Origin of the sequence: Microbacterium sp. LMI1-1-1.1 (assembly GCF_040815675.1) — a bacterium.
Lineage (GTDB): Bacteria > Actinomycetota > Actinomycetes > Actinomycetales > Microbacteriaceae > Microbacterium.
In genome coordinates, this window is sequence record NZ_JBFPNN010000007.1 from 331898 (window position 1) to 346824 (window position 14927).

Annotated in this window: 13 protein-coding genes; 9 read left to right on the forward strand and 4 right to left on the reverse strand. The window is 71.6% G+C overall.

Annotated elements, in window-relative coordinates; all coding sequences use genetic code 11:
* Window positions 1-6 precede the first annotated feature (6 nt).
* On the reverse strand, window positions 7-1299 hold the full coding sequence (locus MRBLMI1_RS07525; protein ID WP_367729087.1) for a branched-chain amino acid ABC transporter permease: 1293 nt from the start codon (window positions 1297-1299) through the stop codon (window positions 7-9).
* 298 nt (window positions 1300-1597) lie between these two features.
* On the opposite strand from MRBLMI1_RS07525, the gene guaB reads away from it, so the two are divergent.
* From guaB to MRBLMI1_RS07565, 8 genes are all read left to right on the forward strand, one after another.
* Entirely contained in the window at window positions 1598-3100 is a 1503-nt protein-coding gene (gene guaB, locus MRBLMI1_RS07530; protein ID WP_367729088.1) for an IMP dehydrogenase, read from the forward strand.
* 71 nt (window positions 3101-3171) lie between these two features.
* Window positions 3172-3894 (forward strand): TMEM175 family protein, encoded by a 723-nt coding sequence (locus MRBLMI1_RS07535; protein ID WP_367729092.1) that lies wholly within the window; start codon window positions 3172-3174, stop codon window positions 3892-3894.
* Window positions 3895-3909: 15 nt separating this feature from the next.
* Complete coding sequence (locus MRBLMI1_RS07540) at window positions 3910-5025, forward strand: GuaB3 family IMP dehydrogenase-related protein (RefSeq protein WP_367730822.1); 1116 nt, start codon at window positions 3910-3912, stop codon at window positions 5023-5025.
* A 76-nt stretch (window positions 5026-5101) separates the two neighbouring features.
* A complete protein-coding gene (locus MRBLMI1_RS07545; RefSeq protein WP_367730824.1) occupies window positions 5102-5923 on the forward strand; it encodes an SURF1 family cytochrome oxidase biogenesis protein in 822 nt (273 codons plus the stop codon).
* A 10-nt stretch (window positions 5924-5933) separates the two neighbouring features.
* Window positions 5934-6467, forward strand: coding sequence for a DUF3817 domain-containing protein (locus MRBLMI1_RS07550; RefSeq protein WP_367729096.1), 534 nt, complete (start codon window positions 5934-5936; stop codon window positions 6465-6467).
* On the forward strand, window positions 6464-8044 hold the full coding sequence (gene guaA / locus MRBLMI1_RS07555; RefSeq protein ID WP_367729101.1) for a glutamine-hydrolyzing GMP synthase: 1581 nt from the start codon (window positions 6464-6466) through the stop codon (window positions 8042-8044). Before MRBLMI1_RS07550 ends, guaA begins: the two co-directional genes overlap by 4 nt.
* 709 nt (window positions 8045-8753) lie before the next feature.
* On the forward strand, window positions 8754-9206 hold the full coding sequence (locus MRBLMI1_RS07560; protein ID WP_367729102.1) for a nitroreductase/quinone reductase family protein: 453 nt from the start codon (window positions 8754-8756) through the stop codon (window positions 9204-9206).
* Window positions 9203-10576, forward strand: coding sequence for a glycosyltransferase (locus MRBLMI1_RS07565; protein WP_367729104.1), 1374 nt, complete (start codon window positions 9203-9205; stop codon window positions 10574-10576). The genes MRBLMI1_RS07560 and MRBLMI1_RS07565 overlap by 4 nt, the downstream gene beginning before the upstream one ends.
* 44 nt (window positions 10577-10620) lie before the next feature.
* Here MRBLMI1_RS07565 and MRBLMI1_RS07570 read toward each other — a convergent pair whose 3' ends face one another.
* The 3 genes from MRBLMI1_RS07570 to MRBLMI1_RS07580 form a co-directional block, all read right to left on the reverse strand.
* Complete coding sequence (locus MRBLMI1_RS07570; protein ID WP_367729105.1) at window positions 10621-11439, reverse strand: formate/nitrite transporter family protein; 819 nt, start codon at window positions 11437-11439, stop codon at window positions 10621-10623.
* Window positions 11436-12659, reverse strand: coding sequence for a DNA polymerase domain-containing protein (locus MRBLMI1_RS07575; RefSeq protein WP_367729107.1), 1224 nt, complete (start codon window positions 12657-12659; stop codon window positions 11436-11438). The genes MRBLMI1_RS07570 and MRBLMI1_RS07575 overlap by 4 nt, the downstream gene beginning before the upstream one ends.
* 217 nt (window positions 12660-12876) lie before the next feature.
* Window positions 12877-13746: a Bax inhibitor-1/YccA family protein gene (locus MRBLMI1_RS07580; RefSeq protein WP_367729109.1), complete on the reverse strand. Its 870-nt coding sequence runs from the start codon at window positions 13744-13746 to the stop codon at window positions 12877-12879.
* Window positions 13747-13887: 141 nt separating this feature from the next.
* Between MRBLMI1_RS07580 and MRBLMI1_RS07585 the strand changes: the two genes are divergently transcribed.
* Window positions 13888-14874 (forward strand): glycerophosphodiester phosphodiesterase family protein, encoded by a 987-nt coding sequence (locus MRBLMI1_RS07585; protein WP_367729112.1) that lies wholly within the window; start codon window positions 13888-13890, stop codon window positions 14872-14874.
* The last annotated feature ends 53 nt before the right edge of the window (window positions 14875-14927 follow it).

Sequence of the window (14927 nt, forward strand, 5' to 3'; positions counted from 1 at the left end):
TTTTCCTCAGCCGATCCGCTCTTTACGTCCCAGTACACCCTGCGGCCGGAAGAGCAGCACGCCGATGAGCACGATGAGGGCCACCGCGTAGCGGAGGTCCGGCGGGATGACGATGGTGGACAGTTCCGTGATGATGCCGATGATGAGCGAGCCGACGAGGGCGCCGAACGCACTGCCCAGGCCGCCGAGGGTGACCGCGGCGAACAGCAGCAGCAGGATCGCGAAGCCCATGTCCCAGGTGACGCCGCGGTACAGGCCGTAGAGCACGCCCGAGAGGCCCGTGAGACCGCCGGCCATCATCCAGACGATCCGGATGACGCGGTCGACGTTGATGCCCGAGGCGGAGGCGAGCGACGCGTTGTCGCTGACGGCGCGGGTGGCCTTGCCGATGCGGGTGCGGGTCAGGAAGTAGGCCACCGCGGCGAGCATCACGACGCTGACGCCCATGCTGATGATCGAGGTCAGCGTGACGGTGACCGGGCCGATCGTGACGGTGTCCGCGATGCCGGTGGCGATGTTCTGCGTGCCGCCGCCGAAGAAGAACAGGTAGCCGTAGCGCAGGACGATCGACAGACCGATGGTCACGATCAGCACCTGCACCAACCCGACCCCGCGTCTGCGGAGTGGTTTGAACAGGACGGCATCCTGCGTGTATCCGAGCGCGACGGAGAGCGCGACGGTGATCAGCAGCGCCAGGATGAGGTTCCACCCCATCGCGGTGAAGATGTAGAAGATGATGGCGCCGAAGGTCAGCATCTCGCCGTGCGCGAAGTTGTTCACGCCGGTGGTGCCGAAGATCAGCGAGATGCCGATGGCGGCCAGCGCGAGCAGCAGGCCGAAGTTCAGGCCGTAGAAGAAGCGCGTGAAGATGGTGTCCCAGATGGACCCGGATGCCGCCGTGCCCTCACCCGTCGGGAACAGCACGTTCACCGTGTTGGTGGTGCCGATGGTGACGTCGCGCGTCACGTTGTCGGGGTCGCGGGGGGCCACGCCCTCGGGCAGGGTGTCGACCTGCAGCGTCGCCGTGTAGGCGCCCGGTCCGGGCACGGCCACCGACCAGCGCCCGTCGGCGCCCGTGGTGCCGATCTCGGAGAACCCGGAGCCCTCGACGCTCACCTCGACGCCTTCGAGGGGCTCGTCCTCGGCGCGGATGATGCCGCCGACGGAGTAGGTGCTCGAGACGTCGCCGGTTCCCGCGGATGGCGTGGGAGCGGGCGTCGTCTGCGCGCTCGCGGGTGTCGCGAAGAGCAGGCTCAGGACCGCGATCGCGCTCGCGAGGAGCGAGACGACGAGGGCCATGCGGGGAAGGGTGCGCGATCGTATCGCGGTGGGGGAGGAATGACCCACGGAGTCTCCAGTTCGGCAGCGCTGACGATGTCGCCCGTCAGCTTCGACGTTCGACCGTACGAGCGTAATGTGTCGCCCATGTTTCGCCGACCACCTCGTTAGCGAACCGTGTCGTTGCGTTCTTGTACTCGGTCGGCGGCGGACGGGAATGTTTCCCGCCTCGCGGACGCTTAGAATCGCAGCTGGAGCGCTCATCCGCTCCGGCCGTCGTCGTCCCTTTCGAGCAGGCGCCGCGCGCGCAGGAGGATTAATGGAGCAGCACGACCCCTTCGGTTTCGTCGGACTCACCTACGACGACGTCCTGCTCCTGCCGGGGCACACGGACGTCATCCCGTCCGAGGCCGACACGTCCTCGCGTCTGACGCGCCGCATCACGGTGGCCACGCCGCTCCTCTCCAGCGCGATGGACACCGTCACCGAGGCCCGCATGGCGATCGCCATCGCGCGCCAGGGCGGGATCGGCATCGTGCACCGCAACCTCTCGATCGAGGATCAGGCGGGCATCGTCGACCAGGTCAAGCGCAGCGAGTCGGGCATGGTCTCCGACCCGATCACGACGAACCCGGACGCCACGGTGGCCGAGGTCGACGCCATGTGCGCGCAGTACCGGATCTCCGGTCTCCCCGTCGTCGACCCCGACGGCGTGCTCGTCGGCATCATCACGAACCGCGACATGCGCTTCGTCTCCGGTTTCGAGCGTCAGACCACCCTGGTCAAGGACGTCATGACGAAGGACGGTCTCATCACCGGGCCCGTCGGCATCCACGCCAACGACGTGATCGCGACCTTCGCGAAGCACCGCGTCGAGAAGCTGCCGCTCGTGGACGAGGACGGCAAGCTCGCCGGCCTCATCACCATCAAGGACTTCGACAAGAGCGAGAAGTACCCCCTCGCGACCAAGGACGACTCGGGTCGTCTGCGCGTCGGCGCGGCGATCGGCTTCTTCGGCGACGCCTGGCAGCGCGCGGAGGCCCTGCGCGACGCCGGAGTGGACGTCCTCGTCGTCGACACCGCCAACGGCCAGTCCGCCGGCGTCATCGACATCGTCCGTCGCCTCAAGGCCGACGAGTCCTTCGCCCACATCGACGTCATCGGCGGCAACGTCGCGACCCGCGAGGGCGCCCAGGCGCTCATCGACGCGGGGGTGGATGCCGTCAAGGTGGGCGTCGGCCCGGGCTCCATCTGCACCACCCGCGTCGTCGCCGGCGTCGGCGTCCCGCAGGTCACCGCGATCTACGAGGCCGCGCAGGCGGCGATCCCCGCCGGCGTCCCGGTCATCGCGGACGGCGGTCTGCAGTACTCGGGAGACATCGCCAAGGCGCTCGTCGCCGGGGCCGACACCGTCATGCTCGGCTCGCTGCTCGCGGGAACCGACGAGTCGCCGGGCGAGATCGTCTTCCAGGGCGGCAAGCAGTTCAAGCAGTATCGCGGCATGGGCTCGCTCGGCGCCCTGCAGACGCGCGGCAAGAAGACGTCCTACTCGAAGGACCGCTACTTCCAGGCCGACGTCCCCAGCGACGACAAGCTCATCCCCGAGGGCATCGAAGGCCAGGTGCCCTACCGCGGCCCCGTCGCCGCCGTGGCGTACCAGCTGATCGGCGGCCTGCGGCAGTCGATGTTCTACGTCGGCGCGCGCACCGTCGAGGAGCTCAAGGCCAAGGGCCGCTTCGTCCGCATCACCTCCGCGGGGCTCAAGGAGTCGCACCCGCACGACGTGCAGATCGTCGTCGAGGCGCCGAACTACAAGAAGTAAATGGTTCCGAGGGGCCGGGCAGGCGACTGCCCGGCCCCTCGTCGTCTCCTCGCCGCCGCTACGCTGTGCGCATGATCCGGCGTCGCAGCCATCCCGACGCGTCGGTCTCGACCCGTCGGACCGAGGCGTTCACCGACGGCGTCTTCGCGATCGCCGCGACTCTGCTCGTCCTGGGGCTGACGGACCGTTCGCTGGGGGACATCGACTCGGATGCCGCCCTCGCCGACGCCCTGATCGGCCTGTGGCATCCACTCTTCACCTTCGCCGTCGGGTTCCTCATCCTCTGTCTCATGTGGATGACCCACGTGCAGCAGTTCGAGCACCTGGTCCGCATCGACGCGGTCGGGATGTGGATCAACACCGTCCGGCTGCTGTTCATCGTGCTCGTGCCGTTCACGTCGTCGCTGAACACCGCCTACGCCGACGAGGTGCTCGGACGGGTGCTGCTGCCGGTCAACTTCTTCGTCGCGATCCTGCTCGGGTGGGTGCAGTGGCTGTGGGCCCGCCGCTCCGGGGCGGTCGCCGGGCTGTCGGACGACGACGCCCGCCGCGCGTCGCGGGCCGCGCTCAGCGCGGTGCTGCTCAGCGCCGTCGTCGTGCTCGCGTCGCCGTGGATCGGATCGGCGGCGTTCCTCCTGTTCGTCCTGGACGGGCCGCTGACGCGCCTGCTGCACGGCGACCGTTCGCGCCCGGCCGACGGGGGACGTTCGCGCCCGGCCGACGCGGACCGTTCGCGCCCGGCCGACGGGGGACGTTCGCGCCCGGCCGACGGCGAGGGGGAGGGTCGCGGGTAGGCTGGGACGGTGACCATGGAGATCGACCTCGGCCGCGCCAAGCGCGCCCGCCGCGCCTACACCTTCGACGACATCGCCGTCGTGCCGTCGCGGCGCACGCGCAACCCCGAGGACGTCTCGACGGCGTGGACCATCGACGCGTTCCAGTTCGGCATCCCCGTGCTCGGCGCCCCGATGGACTCGGTCGTCAGCCCCCGCACCGCGATCGAGCTGGGCCGTCTCGGCGGTCTCGGCGTCCTCGACCTCGAAGGTCTGTGGACGCGGTACGACGACCCCGAGCCGCTGCTGGCCGAGATCGCCCACCTGCCGGAGGCCGACGCCACCCGCCGCATGCAGGAGCTCTACGCGGAGCCCATCAAGCCGGAGCTCGTGCGCGACCGGCTCGCGGAGGTGCGCGCGGCCGGTGTCACCGTCGCCGGCGCCCTGACCCCGCAGCGCACGCAGGACCTGTACGAGACGGTCGTGGCCGCCGGCGTCGACCTGTTCGTCATCCGCGGGACCACCGTCTCGGCCGAGCACGTTTCGAGCGTCGCCGAGCCGCTGAACCTGAAGAAGTTCATCTACGACCTCGACGTCCCCGTCATCGTCGGCGGCGCGGCCACCTACACGGCCGCACTGCACCTCATGCGCACCGGAGCCGCGGGCGTGCTCGTCGGCTTCGGCGGCGGCGCGGCGTCCACGACGCGCGCGACGCTGGGCCTGCACGCGCCGATGGCGACGGCCGTCGCGGACGTCGCCGGTGCCCGCCGCGACTACCTCGACGAGTCCGGCGGCCGCTACGTGCACGTCATCGCCGACGGCGGCGTCGGCACCTCCGGCGACATCGTGAAGGCGCTCGCCATGGGCGCGGACGCGGTCATGCTCGGCGTCGCCCTGGCCCGCGCGGCCGACGCGCCCGGCCGCGGCTTCCACTGGGGCCCGGAGGCCCACCACGCCAAGCTGCCCCGCGGTCGCCGCGTCGAGGTCGACCGCGTCGGTCCGCTCGAGCAGGTGCTCTTCGGGCCGGCTCCCGTCGCCGACGGCACCGCCAACCTCATCGGCGCCCTGCGCAAGTCCATGGCCACCACGGGCTACTCCGACCTCAAGGAGTTCCAGCGCGTCGAGGTCGTCGTGGCGCCTTACGGTCACTGACATGACCCTCCGCGGCGACGACGCGGTGTCGACGGCCCCGCCCGCCGACCTGTTCCCGCCGACCCTCCGCGAGGTCATGCTGCGGCCGCGGTGGATCGCCCTGCTGGCGTTCTCGCTGCTCGTCGCGGGCGTGCTCGCGTGGCTCGGGCAGTGGCAGCTCAGCCGCGCCGTGGACACGGCGCCGCCGGAGCCCGGACTGACGGAGGTCGTGCAACCGCTCGCCGACGTCAGCGAGCCCGGTGCGTACCTGCCCGAGCCGCAGGTCGGCCAACGGGTCGAGGCCCGCGGCAGCTGGGTGCCCTCCGACTTCGTCGTCGTGTCATCGCGCTACAACGGCGACGACACGGAGGGCTACTGGGTCGCCGGACAGCTGCGCCTCGACGATGTCGACCGCCCCACCTCGATCGCCGTCGCCCTGGGCTGGGCCCCCACGCGCGAGGCCGCGGACGCCGCCGTCACGGCGCTGCAGGCCGACGCCGCCGCCGACCCGGACGCGGTCGTGGACGTCGTCGGTCGTCTCATCTCCGACGAGGGCCCGGTGGCACCTCCGGCCGGCGCCGACCCGCAGACGCTCACCCGCATGTCGCCGCCCGCGCTGCTCGGTCGCTGGAACGACACCGAGGGCGTGGCGGTCTACCGCTCGTACATCGCGTCGCAGACGGCCTTCGGACCCCTGGATGCCATCGCCTCTCCCGCGCCCGAGGAGCGGTCGCGGGTCAACTGGCTCAACATCTTCTACGCGGCCGAGTGGGCCGTCTTCGCCGGTTTCGCGCTCTACCTCTGGTACCGCCTCGCGCGGGACGCCTGGGAGAAGGAGGTCGAGGACCTCGAGGACGCGCAGGCCGAGGCCGCGGAGGCGGCGAGCGGAGCGGCAGGGGTCGCGGCATCCCGCGACTAGACTGGCAGCCATGCCCCGCGCCCCCAAGCTCGCCTCGTTCCCGGCGATCCGCGGAGCCCTGAAGTTCTACCAGATCTGCTCCGTGATCACGGGTGTCGGCCTGCTGCTGCTGGTCGCCGAGATGATCGTGAAGTACACGCCCATCCACAGGGAGCTGTTCCTGGGCGGATCGGGCGGCTTCCTGTGGTTCGCGGACGCCATCCCCGGCCCCGGATGCCAGTGGTTCTCGCTCTTCCTCCCGGGCGGCAACGGCTGCGACATCGTCTCCACCGGCGACGGGCTGAACATCTCGCTCGCGATCCTCGTCGCGCACGGCTGGTTCTACGTCGTGTACCTCTTCTCGTGCTTCCGCATCTGGAGCCTCATGCGGTGGCCGTTCCGCCGCTTCATCTTCCTCGCGCTGGGCGGCGTCGTGCCGTTCCTGTCGTTCGTCCTCGAGGTCCGCACCGCCCGCGGCGTGCGCGCCTACCTGGCCGAGCGCGAGGCCGCCGAGGCATCCCCTCCCGCTTCCCCTGCCCGCACCGATAACGAAGGCATCCGGTGACCGAACAGACCGAAACGTCCCAGCGCCCCGTCCTGGTCGTCGACTTCGGCGCGCAGTACGCGCAGCTGATCGCCCGTCGCGTCCGCGAAGCGGGCGTCTACAGCGAGATCGTGCCGCACACCGCGACCGCGTCCGAGATCGCCGCGAAGAACCCCGTCGGCATCATCCTCTCCGGCGGTCCCTCGTCGGTGTACGAGGACGGCGCTCCCCGCCTGGACACCGAGGTGTTCGACCTCGAGGTCCCGACCCTCGGCATCTGCTACGGCTTCCAGGTGATGGCGCAGGCGCTCGGCGGCGAGGTCGCGAACACGGGTCTCCGCGAGTACGGCGCCACCGACGCGACGATCGTCACCGAGGGCACGCTGCTGCAGGGGCAGCCGGTCGAGCAGAACGTGTGGATGAGCCACGGCGACCAGGTCTCCCGGGCGCCCGACGGTTTCGACGTGCTCGCGCGTACCGCGCACACCCCCGTCGCCGCGTTCGCGAACGACGCGCGCCGCATGTACGGCGTCCAGTGGCATCCCGAGGTCAAGCACTCCGATCACGGGCAGAACGTCCTCGAGAACTTCCTCCACAAGGCGGCCGGCCTCCCCGCCGACTGGAACAGCGGCAACGTCATCGCCGAGCAGGTCGAGCGCATCCGTCAGCAGGTCGGCACCGGCCGCGTCATCTCGGCGCTGTCGGGCGGCGTGGACTCCGCCGTCTCCACCGCTCTGGTCCACGAGGCCGTCGGCGACCAGCTGATCGCCGTGTTCGTCGACCACGGCCTCCTCCGAAAGGGCGAGCGCGAGCAGGTCGAGAACGACTACGTCGCCTCGACGGGCGTGCGCCTGATCACGGTGGACGCCCGCGAGACGTTCCTCAACGCCCTCGCCGGCGTCAGCGACCCGGAGCAGAAGCGCAAGATCATCGGCCGCGAGTTCATCCGCGCGTTCGAGCAGGTGCAGGCCGACCTGGTCGCGGAGGCGAAGGCCGAGGGCGAGCAGGTGCGCTTCCTCGTGCAGGGCACGCTGTACCCCGACGTCGTCGAGTCCGGCGGCGGCGCCGGCACCGCGAACATCAAGTCGCACCACAACGTCGGCGGCCTCCCCGAGGACCTGCAGTTCGAGCTCGTCGAGCCGCTGCGTACCCTCTTCAAGGACGAGGTCCGCGCCATCGGCCGCGAGCTGGGTCTGCCCGAGGCGATCGTCGGCCGCCAGCCCTTTCCGGGGCCCGGTCTTGGCATCCGCATCGTGGGCGAGGTCACCGCTGACCGTCTCGAGATCCTGCGTGAGGCCGACGCCATCGCCCGCGCCGAGCTGACCAAGGCCGGACTCGACACCGAGATCTGGCAGTGCCCCGTCGTGCTCCTCGCCGATGTGCGCTCGGTCGGCGTGCAGGGCGACGGCCGCACCTACGGCCACCCGATCGTGCTGCGGCCCGTCTCGTCCGAGGACGCGATGACCGCCGACTGGACGCGCCTGCCCTACGACGTGCTGTCGAAGATCTCGAACCGGATCACCAACGAGGTGCGCGACGTGAACCGCGTGGTGCTCGACGTGACGTCGAAGCCCCCGGGGACCATCGAGTGGGAGTGACGCTCCCTGCGCGCTGACGCCCCGGCATCCCTCGCGGATGCCGGGGCGTCGCCCGTTTCCCGGCGGCTCTGCGTATGCCGGAGTGGCCCCGGGGCCACCTAACGCGCCCCGGGGCCACGCGCGGTGCGGTCGGAGGTCGGTCTCAGCGCGGCATCGTGAGACCGGCGGCTCTGCCGGGGTGCCGGAGTGGCCCCGGGGCCACCTAACGCGCCCCGGGGCCACGCGCGGTGCGGTCGGAGGTCGGTCTCAGCGCGGCATCGTGAGACCGGCGGCTCTGCGTATGCCGGAGTGGCCCCGGGGCCACCTGGCGCGCCCCGGGGCCACGCGCGGTGCCGTTGGAGCTCGGTCTCAGCGCGGCGATCGCGCGACCGGCGGCTCTGCCGGGGTGCCGGAGTGGCCCCGGGGCCACCTGGCGCGCCCCGGGGCCACGCGCGGCGCCGTTGGAGGTCGGTCTCAGCGCGGCAGCGTGCGACCGGCGGCTTTGCTGGGGTGCCGGAATGGCCCCGGCGCCACCTGGCGTACACCGGGGCCACTCGCGGCGCCCCGCTCCACCGGGGGTGCCCCGTCCACGGACAGCCCCGCCCCGGGGCCACGTGCGGTGCCTCGCTCCACCCGCGGCACGGCACCGCCCCGCTGCTCGGCCGGCGCGGGAGGGTGAAGAACCGGGCCGTGGGCGGTCGGTGCGGGCGGAGTGAGCGAGGATGAAGGGATGCGCGACAGGTTCGTACGCCCGACCCGGGTGGATGCCGTCTTCAACACGCTCGTGGCCGCCAGCACCCGTCTCGGGCTGCCGTTGGCCGGCAGCAGAGTCCTGGCCGTGCGCGGTCGCTCGACGGGGGAGTGGCGGACCACGCCGGTGAACCCGCTGCGTGTCGCCGGAGAGCGCTACCTCGTCGCACCCCGCGGAACCACGCAGTGGGTGCGGAACCTCCGTGCCGCCGGGGAGGGCGAGCTGCGTCACGGCCGGTCGGTGGAGGCGTTCCGGGCGGAGGAGCTCCCGGATGCCGCCAAGCCGCCGATCCTCCGCGCCTACCTCGCCGCGTGGGCCTGGGAGGTGGGCCGCTTCTTCGACGGCGTCGACAAGAACTCCCCGGACACGCGTCTCGCGGAGATCGCCCCGGGTTTCCCGGTCTTCCGGCTCGTCGAGGCGGCCACCCGGTGACCGCGTTCCCCGACGCCTGGTACCTCGTCCTTTCGAGCCGCCTCATCCCCGACCTCGACGGCGGCTACACGATCTCCACCCTCGCCCGCGCGCGGCAGATGGCCGAGGCCGGCGCGGACGGCGGACGCGGGCCGCTCCTGCTGACCGTGGACCCCGGGACGGCGGAGGCGCACGCCGCGCACCGCGAGGAGTTCGTGCGCCGCGGTGCGGCGGCGGCATCCGGAGTCTTCCGCAACCTCTTCGACGAGGCGACCGGTCCCGCGGGAGGCGCAGCGGACTGGGCGCTCGCCGCCGCTCGACCCGGGCACCCCGATCCGGCCCTCGACTACCGCACGGTGGCCGACGGGGCCATCGAGCTCCCCGTCATCGTGGGCGACCCCGACTGGCACCTGACGACGGCGCCGGTCGTGATCCGGGATGCCACGGGCCGCACCGCCGGCACGGTCGAGGGCTTCGGCGGGCTCTACCGGGCATGGCTCACCGACGTCGTCAGGCGGCTGCGTGCCGAACGCGACCGTCCGGTCGTCCTCGTCTGCGAGTCCCGGCAGCTGGGGGAGCTGCTCGTCGCGTGGGACGACCCGGACGTGCGGATCGTTCACACGGTCCACACCATCCACCTCGACCCGCCGTTCACGGCGGACGCGCCCGTCAACCCGCTGTGGACGCGCTGGCTCGCGCTCGCGCCCCGCTTCGACGCGGTGCTCTGGCCGACGCCGTGGCAGCGGGACGAGGTCCGCACCCGCTTTGGCGACGACCGTGTCGACGTCGTCGCCCCCCACGGGGTGGCCGGTCCCGCGTCACCGTCGACCGCGGACCGCGCGGGCGGCGCCGTGGTCGTGCTCGGTCGTCTGGCTCCCGGCAAGCGTCTCGACCACGCCGTCCGCGCCTTTGCGCGGGTGCTCGCAGCGGCGCCGCACGCGCGTCTCGAGCTCTGGGGCGACGGGGCTGAGCGCGCACGGCTGGAGGCCCTGGTCGCCGAGACGGGTGTGGGGCACGCGGTGACCCTCCCGGGGCTCACGGCCGACCCGGGTGCGGTGCTCGACACCGCCGCGATGTACCTCACCACGTCGGCCTTCGAGGGACAGGGACTCGCGCTCGTCGAAGCGCTCGCGCACGGCGCCCCGGTGGTCGCGTACGACATCCGCTACGGCCCCCGCGACATGCTCGCGCACGGGGGCGGCATCCTGGTGCCCGACGGCGACGAGCAGGCCCTCGCCGATGCGATCACCCGGCTGCTGACCGACGCCGACCTGCGGTCGAGGCTCTCCGCCGAGGCGCTCGCCGCGGCATCCACCCTCACCCCCGACGCGGCGATGCGGACGCTGGCCGCGGTCTGCACCGACGTCCTGTCACGCCCCGCACGGCGCTGACGCGGTCCGCGGCGCCGGCCCTCACGGTGGCGCCCTGCGGGTTTCTACCGGTCCTTCTCGCGACGCGCGTCGGCGAACAGCTCCTTCGTCCGCAGCAGCCGCAGCGCCGTCACGAGCACGAGCCCGCCGAGCACGTTGAATAGGAGCGTGTACGCGAACCAGCCGAGCCACTGCAGGTAGGTGATGTCGGCGCCGGACTGGATCGCGCCGAAGACGAGGAGCGAGTCCAGGATCGAGTGGAAGAGCTGCAGGCCGGCCAGCAGGAACCCGCCGATGACGGTGGCGACGATCTTGGCCGGGTCGGAGGTCGTGCCCTGCTGCATCCGGGTCATCAGCGTGATGGTGCTGCCGCCCAGCACGGAGAGGACGATGCTCTGCAGGCCGAACGGCGCGTCGACGTAGTGCGAGGCGGACTCGGCGAGCACGTCGTGCCAGTCGGGGAAGGCGGTGGTGAGCAGCCACATGAACACCCATCCGCCGGCGAGGTTGGCCAGGAGGGTCCCGCCCCAGAGGCGGGCGAGCTGCCCAGCTGTACCCTCCTTGGCGACGAGTGCGGCGATGGGCATGAGGAAGTTCTCGGTGAAGAGCTCGCTGTGGGCGAGGAAGAGTGCGATGAGCCCGACGCTGAACGCGAGGCCGGCGAGGAGCTGATCCCCGGTCTGGTACAGCACGCCGAGATACGCGGCGACGCCCAGCCCCACCTCGAGACCCCCGAAGAAGCCGGTGATGAGGACCACGCGCCACGGGCGCTGCAGCCGCTCGGCGCCCTCGGTGACGGTGGTGTCGAAGGACTCGGCCAGCTCGTCCTCGACCACCTCGTCCGACTCGCCGACCTCGCGCCGGCGGCCCTCGTCGTCGCTCACGACCGGCCCGCCCACGGGTCGTAGTCGGCGATGAGCTCCTCCTGTGCAGGCCGCTCCTCCTCGGGGACGTGCTGCAGGTTCACCCGCACCCGGTACCAGAGCGAGCTCGACCCCCGCATGCCGTCGACGAGCACGTCGGCGGGATGCAGCTGCGCGGCGGACTCCGGATGCCGCTGCCTCCAGGTCTCGAGAGCCTCCAGCGCCTCCGGCTTGGTCTTGGTCCGGGCCACCTCGATGAGCGGCATCGTCGAGGCGCGGCGTCCCGAGCCGTCGGAACCGCGGGGAGGCTTCTCGGCGGGGCCCATCTCGGCGGCCAGCGCCAGCAGGCCCTCCAACGACCCGGCCGCGTCGTCGATGCCGGCGTGCGGGTCGCCCAAGGACGCGAAGCGTTCGGGCACGGTGAGCACCGTGAACGCCTCGGGGCGCCGGTCGCGCACCTCGTCCCACGTGAGGGGCGTCGACACGCGTGCGTCGGGGAGCGGTCGGATCGAGTAGGCCGAGGCGACGGTCCGGTCCTTGGCGTTCTGGTTGAAGTCGACGAAGACGCTCTCGCCCCGCTCCTCCTTCCACCAGCGGGCCGTGGCGAGACCGGGGGCCCGGTTCTCCACCTCGCGCGCGAGCGTCTCGGCCGCCAGGCGCACGTCGGCGAACCCCCACTCCGGACGGATGCGCACGAGGATGTGGAGGCCGCGGGAGCCCGACGTCTTCGGCCAGCCGACGAGGTCGTGATCCTCGAGCACCTCGCGCGCGATGAACGCGACGTCGACGATCTGCGCCCAGTCGACTCCCGGCATCGGGTCGAGGTCGACCCGCAGCTCGTCGGGGTGGTCGAGGTCCTCGGCGCGCACGGGGTGGGGGTTGAGGTCGAGGCATCCCAGGTTCACCACCCAGGCGAGGCCGGCGGCGTCGCGGAGGACGGTCTCCTCGGCGGAGGTGCCGGAGGCGTAGTGCAGCGTCGCGGTGTCGATGAAGGCGGGGTGGTTGTCGGGGACCCGCTTCTGGAAGAACGGCTCCTGCCCCAGGCCCTTCGCGAACCGCTTGAGCACCATCGGTCGTCCGCCCGCGCCGCGCAAGGCGCCGTCAGCGACGGAGAGGTAATAGCGGACGAGGTCGAGCTTGGTCAGACCCGGCTCGGGGAAGACCACCCGGTCCGGGCTCGTGACGCGCACCTCGTGCCCGTCGACGTCGAGGGTCTCCGCGGGCGTCTTCGTGGGACTCATGGCGCGAGGCTAGCGCCGCGGCATCCCGTGTCGAGACCCCTTGCGGGGGATACCGGATGCCACGACCTCACCGCCGCGGGTCGTCAGCTGCCGTCGCGGGCCCTCACCTGCCGCCGCGGGAACGGCGAAGGCCGTGCCGCGGGAACGGCGAAGCCGCGCCGCGGGAACGACGAAGGGCCGCCCCGAAACGGGACGGCCCTCCGTGCGACGGGATGCGTCAGTTGTTGCCGCGCAGGATCGCGAGGATGCGCAGGATCTCGACGTACAGCCACACGACGGTGACCATGATGCCGAAGGCGCCGACCCAGCCGTAGACGCGGGGAGCGCCGTTGCGCACGCCGCGCTGGATCTGGTCGAAGTCGAGCACCAGCGAGTACGCCGCCATGATGACCACGAAGACGCCGATGATGACACCGAGCGGGATGCCGAAGATCTCGATGCTGCTGCGCAGACCGAAGGCGCCGCCGGCGAGCGGCACGTTGAACAGCATGAGGCCGAGGTTGACCAGGCTGAACACCAGGTAGCCGACCATGGCGATCATGAAGATCTTGGTGGCGCGAGCGGAGGCGCGGATCTTGCCGCTGGCGAAGAGCGCGAGGGTCACACCGACGACCGAGAGGGTCGCGAGCGTCGCCTGCACGACGATGCCGGGGAACTGGAACTCGAAGAACGCCGAGATACCACCGACGAACAGACCCTCGAACGCCGCGTAGGCGACGAAGACGGGGACGGACGGCTTCTTCTTGAAGATGGCGACCATCGCGAGAACGAATCCACCGAGGCCACCGATGATCATCGGGGCGACGTTGGGGCCGGACGTCACGGAGACGCTGCTCATCGTCCAGATCCAGCCGACGACGGCGGTGACGACGAGCACGCCGAACAGCGCGAGCGTCTTGAAGACGGTGTCTTCGACCGTCATGCGGCCGGTGTCGACCGAGCCGGCGGCGGGGGCGGCGTAAGCCCCCTCGAGACGCGCGTCTGCTGCGGGGTCGGCGGCCGGGGGCGGGCTGTAGCGCGTCTGCGCGCCACCGGCTCGGGGGTCCTGGAACGCCGGGGTATTGAATGCCGGGTTATTGAGGGCCACGGGAACTCACACTCCAAAGTTGTGATCACAGCACCGTGCTGTCAGACAACACTAGCCGAGGGGCCTCGGAGAATGCCGGTGCAGACTGGGATTCCGCTATGAGCGTGCAGGCCGGTCTCAGTGCGCGGCTAGCCTGTGCCGGTGGCATCCACGCGCCCCTTGATCATCGGCCACCGCGGCGCCCCTGGGTACCTGCCCGAGCACACGCGATCGTCCTATTTGCGCGCGATCTCGGACGGGGTGGATGCCGTCGAGCCCGACGTCGTGCCCACGCAGGACGGCGTGCTGGTCGTCCGCCACGAGAGCGAGATCGGGGCCACGACCGACGTCGCCGACCGTCCCGAGTTCGCCGACCGTCGGACGACGCGGCTCATCGACGGCGAGAGCGTCACCGGATTCTTCACCCTCGATTTCACCTGGGGCGAGCTGTCGACCCTCCGCTGCCGGGAGCGGATCCCCGCGCTGCGGCCGTCGAGCGCCGGTCACGACGACCGCGAGCCGATGCTGCGCCTGCGCGACGTGCTCGCCCTCGCGCGCTCCGGCGGCGTGGGCGTCGTCCTGGAGATCAAGCACGCGGCGTCGTTCGACCGGCTGGGGTTCGACATGGCCGCGCTCGTGCGCGACGAGCTGCGGGACGCCGGGTGGGCGGACGACCCGGCCCTCGTCATCGAGTCGTTCGAGCCGCTCGTCCTGACGCGGCTGCGGGCCGGCGGCATCCGGATTCCCCTCGTCCAGCTGCTCGAGGCGACGGGGGCGCCCTGGGACCTGCGCGAGCGGGACGGGGCGGATGCCGCGACGTGGGCGTCGATGCTCGCGCCGGACGGCCTGCGGCGGCTGCGCGAGGAGGTCGACGGGATCAGCCCGGACAAGCGGATGATCCTCGATCCGGACCGGCTCGGCCGCGTGCGGGGCCCGGCGGCATTCGTCGCCGCCGCGCAGGAGAGCGGCCTGCGGGTGTTCACGTGGACCTGCCGTCCCGAGAACGCGTTCCTGACGCGGGCGTTCCGGCGGCCCGGCGGTCCCGCGGCGTTCGGCGACTGGCAGGGGGAGTGGGCCGTGCTGCGCGCGGCGGGGCTGGACGGGGTCTTCGTCGACCATCCCGACCTGGGCGTGGGGTTCTTCGGCTGAGGCTTCTGCGGCGGCTGGTGTGTCTGCGCCGTCACTGAACTCCTGTGTTTTGT